Source organism: Sporosarcina sp. OR05, from assembly GCF_041414805.1.
GTDB classification, from domain to species: domain Bacteria; phylum Bacillota; class Bacilli; order Bacillales_A; family Planococcaceae; genus Sporosarcina; species Sporosarcina saromensis.
Genome location: NZ_JANKJL010000002.1, coordinates 469,952 through 489,948 on the forward strand (window position 1 = coordinate 469,952; position 19,997 = coordinate 489,948).

23 protein-coding genes are annotated in these 19,997 nt (G+C 41.6%); all 23 read left to right on the forward strand.

What is annotated here, in order from left to right; all coding sequences use genetic code 11:
* The first annotated feature begins 6 nt into the window (after positions 1-6).
* The 23 genes from der to NRI27_RS06680 all read left to right on the forward strand — a co-directional run bounded on the left by der (position 7) and on the right by NRI27_RS06680 (position 19,997).
* Positions 7-1,317, forward strand: coding sequence for a ribosome biogenesis GTPase Der (gene der / locus NRI27_RS06570; RefSeq protein ID WP_317941527.1), 1,311 nt, complete (start codon positions 7-9; stop codon positions 1,315-1,317).
* A gap of 17 nt (positions 1,318-1,334) precedes the next feature.
* Positions 1,335-2,354, forward strand: a complete 1,020-nt coding sequence (locus tag NRI27_RS06575; RefSeq protein ID WP_317941526.1) for an NAD(P)H-dependent glycerol-3-phosphate dehydrogenase — start codon at positions 1,335-1,337, stop codon at positions 2,352-2,354.
* Positions 2,355-2,409: 55 nt separating this feature from the next.
* The gene (locus tag NRI27_RS06580) at positions 2,410-2,598 is read left to right on the forward strand and encodes a DUF2768 domain-containing protein (protein ID WP_371390068.1); all 189 of its coding nucleotides are present in this window, start codon (positions 2,410-2,412) and stop codon (positions 2,596-2,598) included.
* The gene (locus NRI27_RS06585) at positions 2,598-3,314 is read left to right on the forward strand and encodes a hypothetical protein (protein ID WP_371389997.1); all 717 of its coding nucleotides are present in this window, start codon (positions 2,598-2,600) and stop codon (positions 3,312-3,314) included. The genes NRI27_RS06580 and NRI27_RS06585 overlap by 1 nt, the downstream gene beginning before the upstream one ends.
* 88 nt (positions 3,315-3,402) lie before the next feature.
* Complete coding sequence (gene spoIVA, locus NRI27_RS06590; protein WP_317941523.1) at positions 3,403-4,881, forward strand: stage IV sporulation protein A; 1,479 nt, start codon at positions 3,403-3,405, stop codon at positions 4,879-4,881.
* A 341-nt stretch (positions 4,882-5,222) separates the two neighbouring features.
* The gene (locus NRI27_RS06595; protein ID WP_037561579.1) at positions 5,223-5,495 is read left to right on the forward strand and encodes an HU family DNA-binding protein; all 273 of its coding nucleotides are present in this window, start codon (positions 5,223-5,225) and stop codon (positions 5,493-5,495) included.
* Between the two features lie 171 nt (positions 5,496-5,666).
* Positions 5,667-6,236, forward strand: coding sequence for a GTP cyclohydrolase I FolE (gene folE, locus NRI27_RS06600; RefSeq protein WP_371389998.1), 570 nt, complete (start codon positions 5,667-5,669; stop codon positions 6,234-6,236).
* Positions 6,237-6,302: 66 nt separating this feature from the next.
* Positions 6,303-6,524 carry a trp RNA-binding attenuation protein MtrB gene (gene mtrB, locus NRI27_RS06605; protein WP_317941932.1) on the forward strand — a complete coding sequence of 74 codons (222 nt, stop codon included), beginning with the start codon at positions 6,303-6,305 and terminating at the stop codon, positions 6,522-6,524.
* Between the two features lie 48 nt (positions 6,525-6,572).
* Entirely contained in the window at positions 6,573-7,307 is a 735-nt protein-coding gene (locus NRI27_RS06610) for a heptaprenyl diphosphate synthase component 1 (protein WP_371389999.1), read from the forward strand.
* Between the two features lie 19 nt (positions 7,308-7,326).
* Positions 7,327-8,022, forward strand: coding sequence for a demethylmenaquinone methyltransferase (locus NRI27_RS06615; protein WP_371390001.1), 696 nt, complete (start codon positions 7,327-7,329; stop codon positions 8,020-8,022).
* Between the two features lie 25 nt (positions 8,023-8,047).
* Positions 8,048-9,022 carry a polyprenyl synthetase family protein gene (locus NRI27_RS06620; protein WP_371390002.1) on the forward strand — a complete coding sequence of 325 codons (975 nt, stop codon included), beginning with the start codon at positions 8,048-8,050 and terminating at the stop codon, positions 9,020-9,022.
* Between the two features lie 87 nt (positions 9,023-9,109).
* Complete coding sequence (gene ndk, locus NRI27_RS06625; RefSeq protein WP_317941518.1) at positions 9,110-9,556, forward strand: nucleoside-diphosphate kinase; 447 nt, start codon at positions 9,110-9,112, stop codon at positions 9,554-9,556.
* 252 nt (positions 9,557-9,808) lie between these two features.
* Positions 9,809-10,579 carry a CheR family methyltransferase gene (locus NRI27_RS06630; protein WP_371390004.1) on the forward strand — a complete coding sequence of 257 codons (771 nt, stop codon included), beginning with the start codon at positions 9,809-9,811 and terminating at the stop codon, positions 10,577-10,579.
* Between the two features lie 130 nt (positions 10,580-10,709).
* A complete protein-coding gene (gene aroC, locus NRI27_RS06635) occupies positions 10,710-11,891 on the forward strand; it encodes a chorismate synthase (RefSeq protein WP_371390005.1) in 1,182 nt (393 codons plus the stop codon).
* Position 11,892: 1 nt separating this feature from the next.
* On the forward strand, positions 11,893-12,981 hold the full coding sequence (aroB, locus tag NRI27_RS06640) for a 3-dehydroquinate synthase (protein WP_371390006.1): 1,089 nt from the start codon (positions 11,893-11,895) through the stop codon (positions 12,979-12,981).
* Between the two features lie 12 nt (positions 12,982-12,993).
* A complete protein-coding gene (aroH, locus tag NRI27_RS06645; protein WP_371390007.1) occupies positions 12,994-13,359 on the forward strand; it encodes a chorismate mutase in 366 nt (121 codons plus the stop codon).
* Positions 13,360-13,383: 24 nt separating this feature from the next.
* A complete protein-coding gene (hisC, locus tag NRI27_RS06650; RefSeq protein WP_371390008.1) occupies positions 13,384-14,475 on the forward strand; it encodes a histidinol-phosphate transaminase in 1,092 nt (363 codons plus the stop codon).
* A 6-nt stretch (positions 14,476-14,481) separates the two neighbouring features.
* A complete protein-coding gene (locus NRI27_RS06655; RefSeq protein WP_317941512.1) occupies positions 14,482-15,597 on the forward strand; it encodes a prephenate dehydrogenase in 1,116 nt (371 codons plus the stop codon).
* A 17-nt stretch (positions 15,598-15,614) separates the two neighbouring features.
* Positions 15,615-16,913: a 3-phosphoshikimate 1-carboxyvinyltransferase gene (gene aroA / locus NRI27_RS06660; RefSeq protein ID WP_371390009.1), complete on the forward strand. Its 1,299-nt coding sequence runs from the start codon at positions 15,615-15,617 to the stop codon at positions 16,911-16,913.
* A gap of 48 nt (positions 16,914-16,961) precedes the next feature.
* Positions 16,962-18,227 carry a tetratricopeptide repeat protein gene (locus NRI27_RS06665; RefSeq protein WP_317941510.1) on the forward strand — a complete coding sequence of 422 codons (1,266 nt, stop codon included), beginning with the start codon at positions 16,962-16,964 and terminating at the stop codon, positions 18,225-18,227.
* 1 nt (position 18,228) lies between these two features.
* Positions 18,229-18,780 (forward strand): ReoY family proteolytic degradation factor, encoded by a 552-nt coding sequence (locus NRI27_RS06670; RefSeq protein ID WP_317941509.1) that lies wholly within the window; start codon positions 18,229-18,231, stop codon positions 18,778-18,780.
* A gap of 56 nt (positions 18,781-18,836) precedes the next feature.
* The gene (locus tag NRI27_RS06675; RefSeq protein WP_317941508.1) at positions 18,837-19,286 is read left to right on the forward strand and encodes a DUF2487 family protein; all 450 of its coding nucleotides are present in this window, start codon (positions 18,837-18,839) and stop codon (positions 19,284-19,286) included.
* Between the two features lie 207 nt (positions 19,287-19,493).
* On the forward strand, positions 19,494-19,997 hold the full coding sequence (locus tag NRI27_RS06680; RefSeq protein ID WP_317941931.1) for a Rieske (2Fe-2S) protein: 504 nt from the start codon (positions 19,494-19,496) through the stop codon (positions 19,995-19,997).

Genomic DNA, 19,997 nt, shown 5'->3' on the forward strand with positions numbered 1-19,997 from the left:
AGACGAATGAGTAAACCAACCGTAGCAATTGTTGGAAGGCCAAATGTAGGAAAATCTACAATTTTTAATCGGATTGTAGGAGAGCGTGTATCGATTGTAGAGGATGTCGCAGGCGTAACACGTGATCGTATTTATAGCTCTGCCGATTGGCTTTCTCATGATTTCAATATAATCGATACAGGAGGCATCGATATAGGCGATGAACCGTTCCTGGAGCAAATCCGTTTGCAGGCTGAGATTGCGATCGAAGAGGCGGATGTCATCATCTTTTTGACAAATGGACGAGAAGGTGTGACAGATGCTGATGAACAAGTTGCAAAGATCCTATACAAAACGAAAAAACCCGTCGTATTGGCAGTAAACAAAATTGACAATCCAGACATGCGGGATATGATTTATGATTTCTACTCCCTCGGTTTTGGAGATCCTTATCCGATTTCTGGCTCGCACGGCATCGGTCTTGGTGACTTGCTGGATGCAGTTGCTGCTAGCTTTCCGGCACCTGGTGAAGAAGCTATTGAGGATGACGTCATACGTTTTTCGTTGATCGGAAGACCGAATGTCGGGAAATCATCACTCGTTAATGCGTTGCTTGGAGAAGAACGCGTCATCGTCAGTGACGTTGCAGGTACGACGACAGATGCAATTGATACTCCGTATGAATTTGAAGGTCAAAAGTACAAAATTATAGATACTGCTGGAATGCGTAAAAAAGGAAAAGTGTATGAAAACACGGAAAAGTACAGTGTATTGCGTGCATTAAAAGCAATTGACCGATCCGATGTTGTGTTAATCGTCATTAATGGGGAAGAAGGCATTCGTGAACAGGACAAGCGGATTGCTGGCTATGCAGAAGAAGCAGGAAAAGGGATACTTTTCGTCGTGAACAAATGGGATGCGATTGAAAAGGATGACAAGACGATGAATAAATTCACAGAAGACATCCGGAAAAACTTCTTGTTCCTAGACTACGCACCGATTTCATTTGTATCAGCGAAGACGAAACAACGGGTCACAACGTTGTTCGATCAAATCAAAATGATTAGTGAAAACCACGCGATGCGTATTCAGTCAAGCGTGTTAAATGAAGTGATTGAAGATGCCGTTGCACGAAATCCAGCACCGTCAGATAAAGGCCGCAGACTGCGTATCTATTACGCTACGCAAGTGGCAATCAAACCACCTGTATTTGTTGTTTTTGTCAATGAACCTGAACTTATGCATTTTTCATACGAACGATTCCTTCAAAACCGTTTACGCGAATCATTCGGATTTGAAGGAACACCGATTCGTTTAATAACACGAGCAAGAAGCTGAAAAAGAGGTGTCCTATTTTGGAAAAAATCACAGTACTCGGTGCAGGTAGTTGGGGTACGGCAATTGCGTTTGTATTAGCTGAAAACGGACATGATTGTTTGTTGTGGACTAGAAGAACCGAACAAGCTGTAGAAATAAACGAACAGCATACAAATGCAGCTTATTTACCAGGTATCTCCTTACCAGAAAACTTGCATTCCCACGCTGATCTTGCAGCAGCAGTTGCACATGCTCAAACGATTGTCATCGCAGTGCCTACAAAAGCGATACGGGAAGTTTGTAGACAAATAGAAGCGCTTTCTAATGAGCCAAAACTTATTGTTCACGTATCTAAAGGAATTGAGCCTGATTCCTTAAAGCGTATTTCTGAAGTAATAGAAGAAGAAATCGATCAATCAAAACGGCAAGCGGTTGTTGCTCTTTCTGGTCCAAGTCACGCTGAAGAAGTTGTTCTTAGACATCCTACAACGATTACGGCAGCATCAAATGACAATGAGGCAGCAGTACGTGTGCAAGACCTTTTCATGAACCAATACTTCCGCGTTTACACGAACGATGATTTAATTGGTGTGGAACTTGGTGCTGCGTTAAAGAACATCATTGCACTTGGTGCCGGAATATCAGATGGAATCGGATATGGAGACAACGCAAAAGCAGCACTCATTACACGTGGGCTTGCAGAAATTACACGTCTTGGTGTGAAAATGGGTGCGAATCCACTTACATTTTCAGGGCTAACTGGATTGGGTGATTTAATTGTGACGTGCACGAGTGTCCATTCACGCAATTGGAAAGCAGGGAATTTACTCGGTAAAGGACAGACGCTCGATGAGGTGGTTTCTGGTATGGGTATGGTCATTGAAGGTGTACGTACAACGAAAGCAGCCTATCGTTTAGCTGAAAAGTATGATGTTTCGATGCCACTGACACAAGCGCTGTACGCCGTCTTGTTCGAAAGTGTGCATCCGAAAGAAGCTGTTGATCAACTGATGAACAGAATGAAAAAACAAGAAACAGAAGACATTTTTTATAAATGAATAATGTTGTTCTGCCGCAGAGGAAAGGATGATCCATTTGTCCCCGTTGGATAAAATGTGGCTGTCTTTTTACGCGATGGGTTTCATGGCGATTTCCATGGGACTCATCTATGTAAGCAGACACAAGCTGTCGAATAGATTTCTGAAGTTTATTTTTGCGCTAATCGCATATGCTTTGTTGCTCTTTTCGTTTTTTGCAATGATCTACCTTGTATTTAGTGGGCCTTCAGGAGGTGCGAGATGATGTTGATGCAACGAAAAAGCATACTTGCTCTCATGTTGTCCTTCGCACTACTTTTAGCAGGTTGTATGTATCCTGATAATGAGCGAGCGACAAAGGAAAATCCATACGAAGAACAGATTGAAGTTGTGCAAAAGGCAATAGATGCGTATCAGGAAGCAAATGGTGGTCTCTTGCCGATTAAGACAAAAGACCAAGACACAGACAGATACATAAAATACCCAATAGAATTTGCAAAGATTGTCCCTGGTTATACAGAGAAGATTCCTTCGAATGCGTATGAGAATGGGGGGATTTTTCAATATGTCTTAATGGATGTAGAGGAGAACCCGACTGTAAAATTAGTGGACTTGAGAATTGCCGAACGACTTAGAGATTTGAATTTACGCAGGCAAATCAATGGTAGCCTTCCGTTCAAAGAGGAAGTCGGTGAATATGTCTATGAAATCGACTATGAAAAAATGGGTTTCAAAGAGCCGTTAAAAGTCGAAAGTCCGTATTCGGATGCGCAGTTACCAATCGTAGTAGCGGCTGATGGGCATTTTTATGTGGATTATTCAATTGATTTGAATCGGATCTTGCAAGAGGAGAAACCGGACGTGAAAGCAGGAGAAGATATACGGTATTTGCTAGAGGAAAAAAGTGCAGTTGTTCCTGCTTATTCTTTGCCCTATACAGTAAATGAAGATAACGAGCCAATCTTCATGAATAAAAAATAACGTCTATTTAAAACGTTTCATGCATTTTTAGCATGAAACGTTTTTCGTTTACATAAACTAATATGCGCGAAAAAAGGGAGGGCTAAGTATGAAAGAGGAATTATACGAAAATCTTGCTAGACGGACAGATGGGGATATTTATATCGGAGTAGTAGGCCCTGTTCGTGTCGGTAAATCGACATTCGTCAAAAGAGTGATGGAAGAGGTCGTCATACCGAACATGACAGATGCTGGCGACAGGGCTCGAGCACAGGATGAACTACCTCAAAGTTCCCCTGGTCCGGTTATCATGACGGCTGAGCCGAAATTTGTACCTGCCCAAGGTACACAAGTATCGATCGGGGATGGTGAGTTATCTTTTCAAGTCAGGCTAGCTGACTGTGTCGGGTATGTCATTGACGGTGTGAAAGGATATGAAGACGAGGATGGACCGAAATACGTCCATACACCTTGGCACAATGAGCCGATACCTTTTGAGGAAGCTGCACGGATTGGCACTGATAAAGTGATTCGAGATCATTCTACCATCGGTATACTTGTCACGACGGATGGAACCGTGAACAATATTCCTCGAGCTGCCGCTGCAGTTGCAGAAGAGGAGATTGTAGGCAAGCTAAAAGAAATTGGCAAACCTTTTGTCATTGTATTAAATTCGAAAATGCCTGCTCATGACCGGACAGTTGCCCTTAGAGAGCAGCTTCGTGAGCAACATGGTGTTCCAGTCATTGCAATCAGTGCAGATCAATTAAATGCCCAGGAGATTCAACTCATTTTAAAAGAAGCGTTATATGAATTTCCGATTACTGACATCGAATTACAAAAACCTGACTGGATGGATGTTCTCGGCGCTGAACATGATATGAATGCATCCATCGACAATGTGATAAAAGAAGGCTTTTTAGGTGCTTCAAAAATTCGTGAAGTACGGGCATTGGCAGAGCGTTTGAAAGATGAAAAGTACGTCCGACACGCGGAAGTTGTAGAAGTGGACGCTGGAAAAGGGAAAGCGACAGTTAATATTGAAATGGATGAATTGGCATTCCAGGAAGTTTGTGAAGACTTCATGCAGCAAGAAATGCGTACGAAGAAAGATTGGCTCGTCTTTATCAAAGATGCGGTGAAAGCGAAAAAATCTTATGACATGTATGCAGAAGCAATTGATACAGCCAAAAAGACCGGCTATGGGGTTGCATTGCCGACAATTGATGATTTCCAACCGTCTCCACCAGAATTAATTAAACAAGATAACTTCTACGGTGTGCGTATGAAGGCAGCGGCGCCTTCACTACACATTATCCGAATTGATATGGATGCGGAGTTCTCTCCATTAATCGGCTCCGAATTCCATAGTCACCACCTACTCAAGGAACTGAAGAATGCATACTTACACGACAGAGAAGCACTATGGCAAACACAACTTTTCGGAACACCGTTACATGAGGTGTTGAAGGAAAGTATACGATTCAAGACATCATCTGTTCCACCGAATGCGCGTAAACGTCTACGTGAGACAATTGAACAGATGGTTAATGATGGAAATAAAGGCATGATTACATTTATCGTTTAAAATGTCTCGACCAATCGATTTGTCAAGGAATATGCTGAAAAGACCCTTATTTTCCGGGTCTTTTTCTGTTTTTGGTCAAATTAGCTAAAATACGGCCAAAACGTCGATAATATTGTTGCACCGCCGTTTTGAGTATGTTACTCTTTTTACAGTGTTCAAAGAAAAGCGCAGAACACCGTTTAGCTCAACCGGCCACTGGAAGGATCGAGAAGAAATGCTTGCATTTCGTCCGAGAGCCAGAAGTGGACGCGTGAGCTGGTGTTCGGAGCTGGACAAAAAGAAAAGCGCAGAACACCGTTTAGCGGTGTAACAGCAATCCCCTTTGAGAGGAGGTGAATGGTGTGAATAAAACAGAATTGATCAACTCAGTTGCCGAAGCGGCAGGTCTGACTAAAAAAGATGCTACTAAAGCGGTTGAAGCTGTATTCGATACAATCCAATCGACACTTGCAAATGGTGATAAAGTACAATTGATCGGATTCGGTAACTTTGAAGTGCGTGAGCGTGCTGCTCGTAAAGGACGTAACCCGCAATCAGGTGAAGAAATCGAAATTGCTGCTAGCAAGGTTCCTGCATTTAAAGCAGGTAAAGCGCTTAAAGATGCTGTTAAGTAATCTTTAAGCTTACATAGGAGTCCGTCCGCTAATTCTGGCTAACAGATCTAGGGGCGGACTCCTTTTATTTATGTACGATGGACGATAGAATCCACGAACTGTACGTATGCTTGGGATTATGCTACTATCTTTGAAGGACTAGCATTTCAAAGGGTTGAGGAGGTTGTTGGCATGAATGAAATGGATCTGCCTAAAATAGAGAAAGCAGTGACAATGATTTTGGAGGCTATTGGGGAAGACCCACAACGAGAGGGACTGTTGGAAACGCCAAAACGGGTAGCCAAGATGTATGCGGAAGTTTTTCAAGGAATCGATAAGGATCCTAAACAATATTTTGAGACCGTTTTTCATGAAAACCACGATGAAGTTGTATTAGTAAAAGATATACCTTTCCACTCAATGTGTGAACATCACCTTGTGCCATTTTTTGGTCATGCTCATATTGCATACATACCGCGGAACGGAGTTGTTGCAGGACTCAGCAAGCTAGCTCGTGCAGTTGAGACAACAGCAAAACGCCCGCAATTGCAAGAACGAATCACGTCAACTGTTGCGAATGCAATGATGGACATGTTGAATCCTATTGGCGTATATGTCATTATTGAAGCAGAACATATGTGCATGACGATGCGTGGTATTAAAAAGCCGGGTGCTAAAACCGTAACAACTGTAGCACGTGGAATCTATGAACATGACGATGTGAAAAGAGCTGAAATTCTGTCACTTCTTAAGTCCATCTGATGTCTTTGCGGTTAATTGGTTTTCTGTGATATGATTGGATGTATATGAATGACAGGAGTGGAAAACATGGCTCAACCTGAATTTATCGTGATTAAAGCATTAGAAGACGGTGTGAACGTTATTGGTCTCACAAGAGGGAACGATACAAAGTTCCATCATACCGAGAAATTGGATTGTGGTGAAGTGATGATTGCACAATTTACAGAGCATACATCTGCCATGAAAATCCGTGGTAAATCCGAAATTCACTCGGCCCATGGAATTGTTTATAGCGATGGGAAAGAATAACTCTGATCGTATAACTCTTTCACATTGCAATTGAATGGAGATCCGAAGATGGACAGACAACTACTCAATCGAAAGATTCAATACTATATAAGGGATGTTGAACAATCCATTCAAGAACCCATTATGACCAAAACATTAGGAAGAATGCCGTTGGACGATGCAAAGGCGTTTTTTGTATTGTTACCGTTACTGAACGGCGAAGAATGGTCAGAAGAGCTACATGTGTCTGCTCTTGCAGTTGGAGCTGTACATGCAGCTTTTGATATCCATGATAAGGTGGATATTTTAGATGCCTCTTCTAAAGAACAACAACTAATGGTCTTGTCTGGGGATCATTTTAGTGGCATTCACTACAAGTTATTAGCATCTATTTCGGATTTTGCTTTTATTACATCCATGTCTGAGATGATAGGACGGATTAATGAGACGAAAACGAATTTGTTAATGGAAGAAGTAGAAAGTGTACAAGCATTGATTCAATCAATGACTTGCATCGAATCGGGATGCATTTCGGAGTTTCTAAACACGTACGGCTTTTCGCGGTATACCAAAATTACGCAGTCTGCATTGGCACTTATTTGGTTTTCCAGGAAGTTCTCCAAAAATGCAATTGTTCGATATGGTTGGACCGGGAATTCCATGAGTAAAACGGATGTTGAAAAAGCAATATCCGTATTGACGACAATCTTACAAGAAGAGCTTGTGAGTGCTGAATTTCTAAGCCCTTTTTTAAAGCAGGAAATTCTTAGGCTCGCGACACCTCTTTTAGGTAAACCCATTTAAGAAAGAAAGGGGAACCATCTTGAAAACATCTAAAGAAGAAAAAGTGCACCATGTATTTGAAAAGATTGCTACAGATTATGATAAAATGAATTCGGTAATCAGCTTCAATCAACATAAAAAATGGCGTAATGATATTATGTTACGCATGAATGTAAAAAAAGGTGCGAAGGCACTAGACGTTTGTTGCGGTACTGCAGATTGGACCATTGCATTAGCGGAAGCTGTAGGGATGGAAGGAGAAGTGAAAGGGCTCGATTTCAGCCCAAGTATGCTTGCTTCAGCCAAACCGAAAGTTGACAAATACCCTACCATTAAACTGATTCAAGGCAACGCGATGGAATTGCCGTTTCCTGACAACAGTTTTGATTATGTAACAATAGGTTTCGGTTTACGGAATGTACCTGACTATGAGCAAGTATTAAAGGAATTGTGTCGAGTATTAAAACCGGGAGGCATGGCAGCGTGTCTAGAAACATCCCAAGCGGAAATTCCTGGGTACCGCCAACTGTTCCGTTTTTACTTTAAATATATCATGCCGATTTTCGGAAAACTTTTTGCGAAAAGTTATAAGGAATACTCATGGTTACAAGAATCCGCGGATGACTTTCCAGGTGCCAAGCAATTGTCACAAATGTTCATAGACGCTGGGTTTCGCGAAGTATCTTATAAGAAATATAGTGGTGGGGCAACAGCGGGGCACATCGCATACAAATAATTGCAAGTAGGGGAAGGTAATTGTCTTGGAGAAATTGAAGTTATTGTCACTTTATACTGGGTTTCGAAAGGACCTAACATTTATCGAAAAGGAACTTGAAAAAACCGTAGACTCCTCTTCCCCGGTCATTCGGCAAGCTTCTCTCCTGCTTTTACGTGCAGGGGGGAAAAGGATTCGTCCGATTTTCGTTATATTGTCATCACAGTTTGGGCAGTATTCAAAGGAGAATGTTGCAAAAGTCGCGGTCTCCTTGGAGCTGATTCATATGGCTTCACTTGTACATGATGATGTCATTGACAATTCGGATGTCCGACGTGGATTCGAAACGGTCAAAGCACGATGGAATAATCGTATTGCAATGTATACAGGTGATTATATCTTCTCAAGAGCACTCGTGTCGATCGGTGAAATTGAAATGCCGGCAGTCCATCAGTTACTCGCAGAGACGATGTTGGAGATTTGTAAGGGTGAAATCATTCAAATAGAATTCCAACAAAAGATTGATCAAACATTCCGCGATTATTTACGCCGTATTAAACGAAAGACGGCATTGTTGTTATCCTCCAGTTGTGAATTAGGCGCGCTCGTTTCAAATGCATCTCCCGATGTTGTCAGGAAACTGAAGCGGTTTGGTTATTTTGCCGGCATGGCTTTTCAAATTGTTGATGACATACTGGATATTACTTCAACAGATGAAAAACTTGGCAAACCTGCTGGTAGTGATCTGTTAAATGGACATTTAACATTACCGACACTTTACATAAAAGATGAACCGGAATTCCAGCCCTATTTGGTACGCTCCTTCAATGGAACGTTGACAGATGTTGAGCGGGGAGAGATGTTGACATATATACGTCAGTCAGGTGCTATTGAACGAGCACAACGTGTAAGTGATCAATACTTGGAAAAAGCAATTGCGGAAGTTGAAATGTTGCCGGATTGCGAGGCGAAAAAATCGTTGCTACAAATTGCCGAGTTTCTTGGACAAAGAAAGTTCTAATGAAGAGATACCAGTTGAAAGTTTAGGATCTGAATGGTACGATCAGTAAGGATAAAATTCCATACATACGTGAAGGAGTGTTTATAAATGGAAAAAACATTTTTAATGGTAAAGCCAGACGGCGTACAACGTAATTTAATCGGTGAAATCGTAAACCGTTTTGAAAGTAAAGGATTTACATTAGTAGGCGGGAAATTAATGCAAATTTCTCAAGAACTTGCTGAACAACACTACGGTGAACATAAAGAGCGTCCGTTTTTCGGTGAGCTTGTAGAATTCATCACTTCAGGCCCTGTATTTGCAATGGTTTGGGAAGGCGAAAACGTTATCTCAACTGCACGTCTTATGATGGGTGCTACAAATCCAAAAGAATCAGCTCCAGGAACAATTCGTGGAGACTTTGCTGTAACTGTCGGCAAGAACATCATTCATGGTTCAGACTCACCAGAATCTGCAGTCCGTGAGATCAACTTGTTCTTCAAGGAAGAAGAGCTTGTAAGCTATGACAAAGCAATGGTCAGCTGGATCAACTAATAAAATGACTACCAGTAAGGTTTGATAAAAACAGCCAAGCGTACGAGCGCAAGGCTGTTTTTATTATATGTGTCAGCATCTTGTTCCTTGCAAAACCATTCTCCATGATAATTCCATAGTAGTTTAAGCGAGTAATCATTTCATCATCAACCGAGATAGGCATAAATATGCATCCGATTTGCATTTGTCACACATTTTTCAACTCTTTTCCGCTATAATGAGAAAAAAGGTTCGGAAGGAGCGTCGTCAAGATTGACAGATTACATACAGTTTATTGAGAAAGTAAAAAACAAAACGGGTATCGACCTTTCTTTATATAAAGAAGCGCAGATGAAAAGAAGATTGACATCTTTGTATGAAAAGCGAGGATACGATAATTTTTCAGATTATTACACAGCTATACATAATGATGCAAAGTTATTGGAAGAGTTCCTAGATAGAATGACAATTAATGTGTCCGAGTTTTATCGCAATGCACAACGCTGGGAAGTGCTGGAGAAGAAGATATTCCCTAAACTGCTCAATGAAAATAAAAAACTGAAAATTTGGAGTGCGGCTTGTTCGACAGGAGAGGAACCTTATTCGCTCGCAATGGTGTTGTCATCACACGTACCATTAAAAGATATCTCCATACTGGCAACGGATCTAGATAGCGGCGTGATTGAACGAGCAAAGGTAGGACTGTATGCAGATCGATCCTTAAAGGAAGTACCACGAAAAATTGTCGAGCAGTACTTTATCAATGAAGGTCAACATTATCAAGTAAAAGATTCCATTAAACAAACCGTTCAATTTAAACAGCACAATCTTTTAAATGACTCATACGGCTCAGGTTTTGATTTAATTGTTTGTCGGAATGTCATGATTTATTTCACGGAAGAAGCGAAAGATCAGATTTATGAAAGCTTTTCTAAGGCACTTAGACCGGGGGGCATATTGTTCGTCGGAAGCACAGAGCAAATATTCAATCCATCTAAATACGGTTTTGAATCGGAAGAGACGTTTTTTTATCGCAAAAAGTAAGAATGGTTTTTTACGACCTATTCACAAATATTTTTTAACAATAGATATAGTCAAATTCACTTTGTTCTGATAAAGTGCTATGAAACGGATATTTATCCTTTTGACAATAGAGAGAAAGAGAGGAATTGAGATGAGGTATTTTACAGCAGGTGAGTCACATGGTCCTCAACTGACAGCAATTATTGAAGGGTTACCCGCTCAAATGCCGTTAACGGCTGAGATGATTAATAAGGAACTAAAGAGACGACAAGGTGGACATGGTAGAGGTCGTCGCATGCAAATAGAGAAAGACCAGGTGTTAATCACTTCGGGCGTCAGACACGGTAAAACGTTAGGTTCTCCAGTTACGTTAACAGTCGTGAATGATGATTGGAAGCATTGGACGAGCATCATGGGGATTGAACCATTAGCGGATGATGTGAATCCGGAAGACATTAAGCGTAGAATTTCTAGACCGAGACCAGGTCATGCAGATCTCGTCGGCGGGATGAAGTATGGCCATCGCGATTTAAGGAATGTGCTCGAAAGGTCTTCTGCCAGGGAAACAACGATGCGTGTAGCAATTGGTGCAGTTGCAAAACAGTTCCTTCGCCAAATAGGAATTGAAACCGTGTCACATGTTACAGAAATCGGCGGAATTGTTACGGATCCTTCCTCTTATGAAAATTTGTCGATGGATGAATTACGTACAGTTATCGAAAACGACCCGGTATATTGTGCGGATAAAGATGCTTCGGTTCGAATGGTGTCGGCAATTGACGATATTAAAGGAAGAGGGGATACACTCGGTGGTGTCGTAGAAGTCATTATTGACGGGTGTCCTCCAGGAATAGGCAGTTACGTTCAATTTGATCGTAAATTGGACGGCAAGTTAGCTGGAGCCATGATGAGCATTAATGCTTTCAAAGGTGTGGAATTCGGTCTTGGTTTTAAAATGGCTCAAAAACCTGGAAGTGAAGTACATGATGAGATTACTTGGTCAAAAGACCGAGGCTATTTCAGAAAATCGAATCGCCTCGGTGGCTTAGAAGGTGGAATGACAACGGGTATGCCGATTGTTGTCCGTGGAGTTATGAAACCTATCCCAACATTATATAAGCCGCTAGAAAGCGTTGATATTGATACGAAAGAACCTTTTGTCGCTACAATTGAACGATCTGATCCTTGTGCAGTTCCTGCTGCTTCAGTCGTGGCGGAACACGTCATTGCGACAGAAATTGCAAAAGCGATTATGGAAGAGTTCCGTTCTGATACAATAACGGGATTACAAAAAGAGATTGAACAGTATCGACAATATTTAAAGGAGTTCTAATATGGGCACACTTTCCGTTCAATTAGCAGATCTTCAATACGATGTGCATATTGGCAGTGATGTATATGACTTGTTCTCTACAAAGTATCGCCAATTGCTTTCCAGTGCGGATCAGGTAGGGATCATTGCTGATGAAACAGTTGCTAAACACCATTTACCTGTACTTTGTAATGCGTTACAACAAGCGGGTGTTGAACCGAAATTGAAAGTCGTCCCTTCAGGTGAACAATGTAAGACAGCTGAAGTATATATTGATTGCCAATCCTATTTTTTACGCGAAAATTTTACGCGACAATCCATTCTAATTGCATTTGGCGGAGGAGCGTGTGGAGATTTAACGGGCTTTGTTGCCGCAACGTATATGAGAGGGATTCGATTCATTCAGTGTCCAACAACAATCCTCTCTCATGATAGTGCGGTGGGAGGAAAAACGGCAATCAATCTTCCAGAAGGGAAAAACATGGTTGGTTCTTTCCACCAACCTTCCGCAGTCCTTTTTCATACCGATTTGTTCCAAACGCTTCCTCCTAGAGAAATGCGATCCGGTCTTGCAGAACTGGTGAAGCATGCATTCATATCAGATGCTGATTGGTCGTATGAATTACTGCGTAAAGAAAATTTCACTTCGCCATCAGTTGAGTGGTTATCTACTGAATTGTTAAAAGGAATTCAAGTGAAGGCGGATATCGTAGCGGAAGATACATTTGAACATTCATCCAGGAAGTTTTTAAATTTCGGCCATACATTCGGCCATGCAGTTGAAGCAGTTTATGGTTATGGTGGTTTGAGTCATGGTGAATGTGTCGTAATTGGCATGGTGTATAGTCTCATTGCGAGTGAGCAATATGGAGAAATTGAGTCTTCTTTTACAAATGAATTTATTGATTTCGCTAAAGCGAATGGCTACCCTTTTGAACCAGTACATGAACACTCATTTGAAGCGTTTTTACCATACATGTTAAAAGATAAGAAAGCGACGTTTGGTAACATGCATTTTGTGTTGTTACAAAACCTTGGATTGCCTTATGTACAACAAATGACAATTCCAGTATGTCATCAGATTTTTGATGAATTAAAGAGAAGAGTTTGAGGGGGAGATTGGATGACAGTACGTGGGATCCGTGGAGCAACTACCGTTGTACGAGACAACAGTGAAGAAGTGTTAACAGTGACTGAAGCCTTAGTAAAAGAGATGGCGCAGTCAAATGGGATACAGCCGGAAGATATCGTATCGGTCATCTTATCCACAACACAAGATATTGAATCGGCATTTCCCGCTAAGGCTGTACGTTCGTTAGAAGGATGGAAATATGTACCTGTCATGTGTACACATGAAATGAACGTTCCCGGCGGTCTGCCGTTATGCATTCGGGTGTTGATGCATGTTAATTCGGATATACCACAAGAAGGAATTCAACATATTTATCAAAATGAAGCCCTAAAGCTTCGGCCAGATTTACAAAAATAAAACTAACAGAGCGGGGGAAGTTCGATGCAGTGGAAACAAGTGTTGAGTGAAATGAATCCATACAAACCAGGTAGATCTACTGAGGAAGTGAAGAAACGTTACGGTTTGAACGAAGTCGTTAAACTGGCTTCCAATGAAAATCCATATGGTTGTCCTTCTACAGTCGCTGAATTTTTAAGAAGCTCGCTCATGCCCTATGAGATTTATCCTGATGGACATGCAACAACTTTGCGTGAAAAGCTTGCGGAAAAACATGGCGTTTCCGAAGAATCGATTCTTTTTGGGAACGGTTCTGACGAAATTATTACAATCATCTCCCGAGCGTTACTAGATGAAAACAAGCATACCATCATGCCGACGCCAACTTTTCCTCAATATGCACATAATGCAAAAATAGAAGGTGCTGATTTTACGGAAGTCCCTCTTGTAAATGGACAGCACGATTTGTCTGCTCATTTAGCTGCGATTACGGACAAGACTGCTGTTATGTGGATTTGCAATCCGAATAACCCAACAGGCAACCTAATTCCACATGCTGAGTTACTAGATTTCTTACAAAAAGTGCCGAAGTCCATCTTAGTCGTCTTGGATGAGGCATATTTTGAGTACGTTACAGACCCAGCGCATGTTGACTCATTAACTTTGCTGGATAAATTCCCAAATATCATCGTCTTACGGACATTTTCTAAGGCATACGGTCTTGCGTCATTCAGGATTGGATACGGTATCGGTTCATCAGAAATCATTTCACAATTAAACAAAATCCGAAATCCGTTTAATAATAATACGTTGGCGGTTGCTGTTGCAACGAAAGCATTGGAAGATGATGCATTCATTCATCAATGCCGTGATCGGAATGAAGTTCAAAGAAACCGATATAAGGATTTTGCTAGCAAAAACGGTTTACATATGTTTGATTCTGAAACGAATTTTGTCCTGATCGAAGTACCAGGAGACGCAGATGAAGCTGCTGAATTTTTGTTGAAACAAGGATATATTGTAAGGAGTGGCAATGCATTAGGGACACCCGGCTACATCCGGATTACTGTCGGAACGGATGAACAGAACAGCGGATTGTTTGAAGCATTCGAACAATTATTACTAGAAAATAGGTAGGTAATTATGAAGAATACGGTAGCAATTATTGGATTAGGCTTAATAGGAGGTTCCCTTGGGCTTGCATTAAAACGGGGGAATCTCGATTTACATATTACAGGTTTCGATCGTTCTTATTCGTCAGCAGATGAAGCATATCGGAGAGGCATTATCGATTCAATTGCGCCATCAGCAAAAATAGCATGTGAAAATGCAGATTTCGTTTTATTTGCGACACCTGTCAATACAACGATTGCGTTAATGAAAGAAGCGCGAGAATGGTCACTAAAAGAAGATGTCATCATTTCAGATACAGGCAGTACAAAAAGTCCAATTATGGAAGCGGCTAAGTGGTTTACGGAACAAGGCATTACATTCATCGGCGGGCATCCAATGGCGGGCTCGCACAAAAGTGGTGTAGCTGCAGCGAAAGCACATCTATTTGAGAATGCCTATTACATTTTGACCCCTTTAGAAAATGAAGAACGTTTAAAAGTCGACCGCTTAGCGAATTTATTGACTGCAACGAAAGGTAAAATCGTTGTTTTGGATGCAAGTGAGCATGATCGCATGACGGCTATTGTCAGCCATTTCCCTCATCTTGTTGCTTCCTCACTAGTCGGAAGGTTAGCGGAGCAAGAAATCGACCAACCATTCGTAAAAAAATTAGCGGCTGGCGGATTTCGTGATTTAACAAGGATTGCTTCAGCAGATCCTACAATGTGGCGGGACATTACAATCCAAAACCAAACGGAATTACTTCAGCAACTTGATGGTTGGTTGAATGAAATGAACCGCATTAAAAGCATGTTGTTAGCAAACAATCCTGAAGAGATTTTTGATTTCTTTGCAGACGCGAAGCAGTACAGGGACCGCCTGCCATCCACATATGAGGGAGCAGTGCAAGGGGCATTATACATGACATTCGATTTGCATATCGACATACCGGATCATCCGGGTGTCATTTCAGAAATCACAAAAATTTTGGCAGAGGAAGAAATTAGTTTAACGAATATACGAATTGTAGAGACCCGTACGGATGTATACGGAATTCTTGTTATCAGCTTCCAAACAGCTGATGACCGAAAAGCTGCAAGAAATGCGCTATCTACAAAAACGGATTACAGCATGCACATACTTTAGTAAAAGGGGAGCTATTCATGGCTGAACAAAAAACCTTACAATTTCATAAGCCGAGATTGAACGGCTCAATAAAAGTACCTGGGGATAAATCCATTTCGCATCGTTCGATTATGTTAGGGGCGATTGCTGAAGGCAGAACAACCGTGGAAGGTTTTCTTGAAGGTGAAGACTGCCTACGGACGATTGAAATTTTTAAGCAATTAGGTGTTTCAATCGAAAGGCAGGGGACTAATGTAACAATTGATAGCCCGGGTATCGAAAATTGGACAACGCCATCAGATGAATTGTATGCGGGTAATTCCGGTACGACTGCTAGGCTAATGCTTGGAATTTTAGCTGGCTCAAACGTTTCTTCAGTATTAACAGGAGACGAGTCCTTATCCAAACGACCGATGAAAAGAGTTACAATTCCTTTACAGTCAATGGGTGCAAAAATTGTAGGCACGGAAGACGATGAATATTTGCCACTTACAGTAAAAGGTGGCGAGTTAAGTGGAATGACGTACCATGTACCAGTGGCGAGTGCACAAGTAAAGTCTGCTATTTTATTCGCAGGTTTACGTGCGTCCGGAAAGACAATCGTTTCGGAACCGGCAATTTCACGTGACCATACTGAACGGATGTTTGAACAATTCGGCGTCTCGATTGAAACGAATGGGAACACTGTAACGATTGAGGGGGGGCAAACACTTCAAGCATCATCTGTAAAAGTACCGGGTGATATTTCATCTGCCGCATTCTTCTTGGCAGCTGCTGCAATGGTTGAAAATAGTTGCGTTGAAATTGTGGAGGTTGGCCTTAATCCAACACGGACTGGAATTATTGAAGTATTGCGTCATATGGGTGCTGCCATTGACGTACACGAGGAAACTGGTGGCAGAGGTGAATCCTATGGTACAATTAAGGTTTCCAAAGCCACTTTACATGGTATTGAAATAAGCGGAGAGATTATTCCAACGCTCATTGACGAATTGCCGATTATTGCTTTGTTAGCGACACAGGCTGAAGGTACAACGATCATAAAAGACGCAGCTGAACTTCGTGTAAAAGAAACGGATCGCATTGCAGCAGTCACGACTGAATTGAAGAAGTTAGGTGCATCCATTGAAGCAACTCCGGATGGAATGATCATACACGGACCAACGCCATTAAAGGGGACTAGCATGAACTCCTATGGTGACCATCGACTGGGTATGATGGCAGCGATTGCATCGTTAGTTGCTGACGGAGAAGTGATTATTGAAGACCCTGCTTGCATTGCAGTGTCTTATCCAAACTTCTTTGAGCATTTGACAGCGCTCGTCAACAATGGCTGATAAGAATAATTTTCCTAATGTATACAACATGAAGGAACAGGTGAAAATATGGTGCAGTTACAAGATTTTGAACAGGCAATCCTGGATGGAGACATTCAAAAACTAAATGAGTTAATTGATCAGGCGGAACGATCGCAGGATTTTGAATTGCTTTACGAAGCCGCTAGCATGATCGTGTCTTACGGGTATATAGGACAGGCGGATCATATATATGAAACGTTGCTTACGTACATGCCTGAAGAGTCGCAACTGAAAATTGACAGAGCTTCAACATTACTTGAATTGGGAGAAGAAGATGATGCGTTACTGCTACTCTCAGAAATCACGCCCGATCAAGAAGAGTATGTGCAAGCATTGATGGCGCTTGCTGACTACTACCAGATGATTGGTATGGCAGAGGCTGCGATCGGGAAAGTGAAAGAAGCTCAACGAATCGCTCCACACGAACCGGTTATACGATTCGCGTTAGCGGAATTGCTTCTTGACGGGGGGAGATATATCGAAGCGGCCAAATCTTTCTCTCAGTTGTATGATGAAGGTCATCGCTCCATCGCAGGTACAAGTATCCCATTACGCCTAGCTGAAACATACAGTGCCGGCGCAGCTTACGAAGACGCAATTCCATTCTACGAACTTCTGTTAGAGGATGAGGTAGTCCCCGATACGTTATTTGGTGCAGCTTATGCTTACTATCAGAGCGGGGATGCCGAAAAATCAAGTAACATGTTAGAGGACTTAATTGCAATGGATCCTGATTACTTTTCGGCCTATATGCTGGCGGGTCAGGCGTGTTCAAAATCAGGTAACGACAACAAAGCATATGAATTTTTTAAAAAAGGCATTGCACGGGATGAATTTGATAAGGAATTAAGATTGTCTGCAGGAAAATCTGCTTTGAAACTCGGTTTGCCAGAGGAAGCTGAAGAGCACTTGCAGCAAGCAATTGCGCTTGACCCCGAATATATGGAAGCGCTCATTACGTTGTCTTCCCTGTATAACGAGAAGGAGCAGGACGACAAATTGTTAAGTTTGCTGTCAGAAATGCCGGATGGACAAGTGGATCTGCCGATACTTCATGCATTCAAAGCATTTGCATTGGAACGTGAGGAACGTTTTGACGATGCATACGTATCTTACAGTAAAGCATATGCTGGTATGGAAGATGATTTAACGTTTTTGGATAAATACGCAAGATTCCTTTTAGATGAAGGAAAACGAGACGAATCTATCGAAGTAGTTAGAGCACTGTTAAAGATAGAACCCCATGAGGAATGGAGCGCTTTTCTTGAAACGTTGAATGACGAGGAGGTGTGATATGACAGCCATGATTCCTGTCGCTGCCAAAAAAGACTTTGTAAGATGGTTTTTAAAGCGCTATAAGTTAAAGCGCCGGGAATGTGTGTGGATACTGAATTATCTTCTTAGCCATGAGCAACTTCTTCAAAACGTCCACTTTACGGATGAAGCACATTATTGCCCGCGGGCGATGGTAATTTCAACGACAAATTCCGAAAGTATCCCTTTCCGTTTTTACAAAGGGAATTTGATGACAGCCGACGCGGAAAAATCATTCCATGATCTTCGGCTCCATCCTGATGAAAAAATGTATATCCAATTGAATTTCCCAAACAGTCATTCTTGTCCACACTATGCTAGTGTACGGGAAGAAAATCCTTTCTTGCCGGTAGAGTTGCAAGTGAGCGCTAGAGATCGGAAAATTGCGGAGAAATTGTTAGAAGAGAGTGCAGCATCAATGTCCTTGGATTTACTTAGAAAACGTGTAGATGAAGCACTAGATGCCAATGATCGAGAACGTTTTCTTATCTTATCTGCGATGCTGAATGATATGATGATTACAAATGACTGATGACTCCATCCTTAAGGTGGAGTCATTTGTTTGAAATTGTTTAGGAGTGAATAGTGATGAATTGGACAGGCAAAGATATGGATACATATTTGCAACAAAAAGAATATATTGACACATTAGTCGTCCCGCTTGTAAAAGTGCAGTTGAACATGGATAATATGAAGACAAGCGCATCTTCGACAGAATTTGTCATGCAACTAAGCTCGCTGATTGAAATGCAATTTAAAGGTCGTATGATGTTTTCGCCACCATTCAGTTACACCGCTTCAACTGATCTTGCAAAAATGGCAGAAACGACATTGAGTGATTTTAGAAGAACATCATTTAAACATGTATTTTTCCTGACAACCGATCACGAATGGAATGAAATGGACTTGCCAGGTCAAGTACTTTGGATGCCTTCAATTCCTCTTGAAAGTATGGAGCCGTCATTGCGTAATTCCATACTGGAAGATCAACTTCGCCAATTATTGCCGAAATTTACAGAACAATGGTCAAAGCAGTAATCTGATTGTAATCTTACAAGTAATCGAGATTCAGCTTCAAAATTTTGCTAATCTGACATACAGAATTCATTATTTGTTCACATTCTTGGGTAACTAAGGAATGCAGGATTGAATTTACATTAATATTGATATATCATAGATATGTCCTAGTATTACAATTAATAAAAGTATGTCCGTTGGACTGATTTTGGAGTAAGAGGAGGGAAACTGATGAGCAGCAAAGTGTCAAGGCGCCAATTCCTAAGCTACACATTGATGGGCGTCGGTGGATTTATGGTTTCGGCCGCAGTCATGCCGATGGTCCGCTTTGCAGTCGATCCAGTCTTGCAGGCAAAAGGTGAAGGTGAATTTGTTCCAACTTCCCAAAAAGTTGACGAATTGACTGAAACACCTGTGCGTGTTGACTTTACGATTAAAGATCGAAAAGATGGTTGGTATAAATCCGACGTTTCAAACACCGCTTGGGTTTATAAAGAAGGCGACGAAGTAATCGCACTTTCTCCTGTCTGTAAGCACCTTGGATGCGTCGTTAACTGGGAAGGGGACAACCATAAGAACGAATTCTTCTGCCCTTGCCATGCCGGACGTTATGAGAAAAACGGTAAAAACGTAGCTGGAACACCACCTTTAGGACCACTAGATGAGTATTTGGTTGAAATCGTGGATGGTTACGTGCATATTGGAAAAACTGTTCCAAACACATTAGTTTAA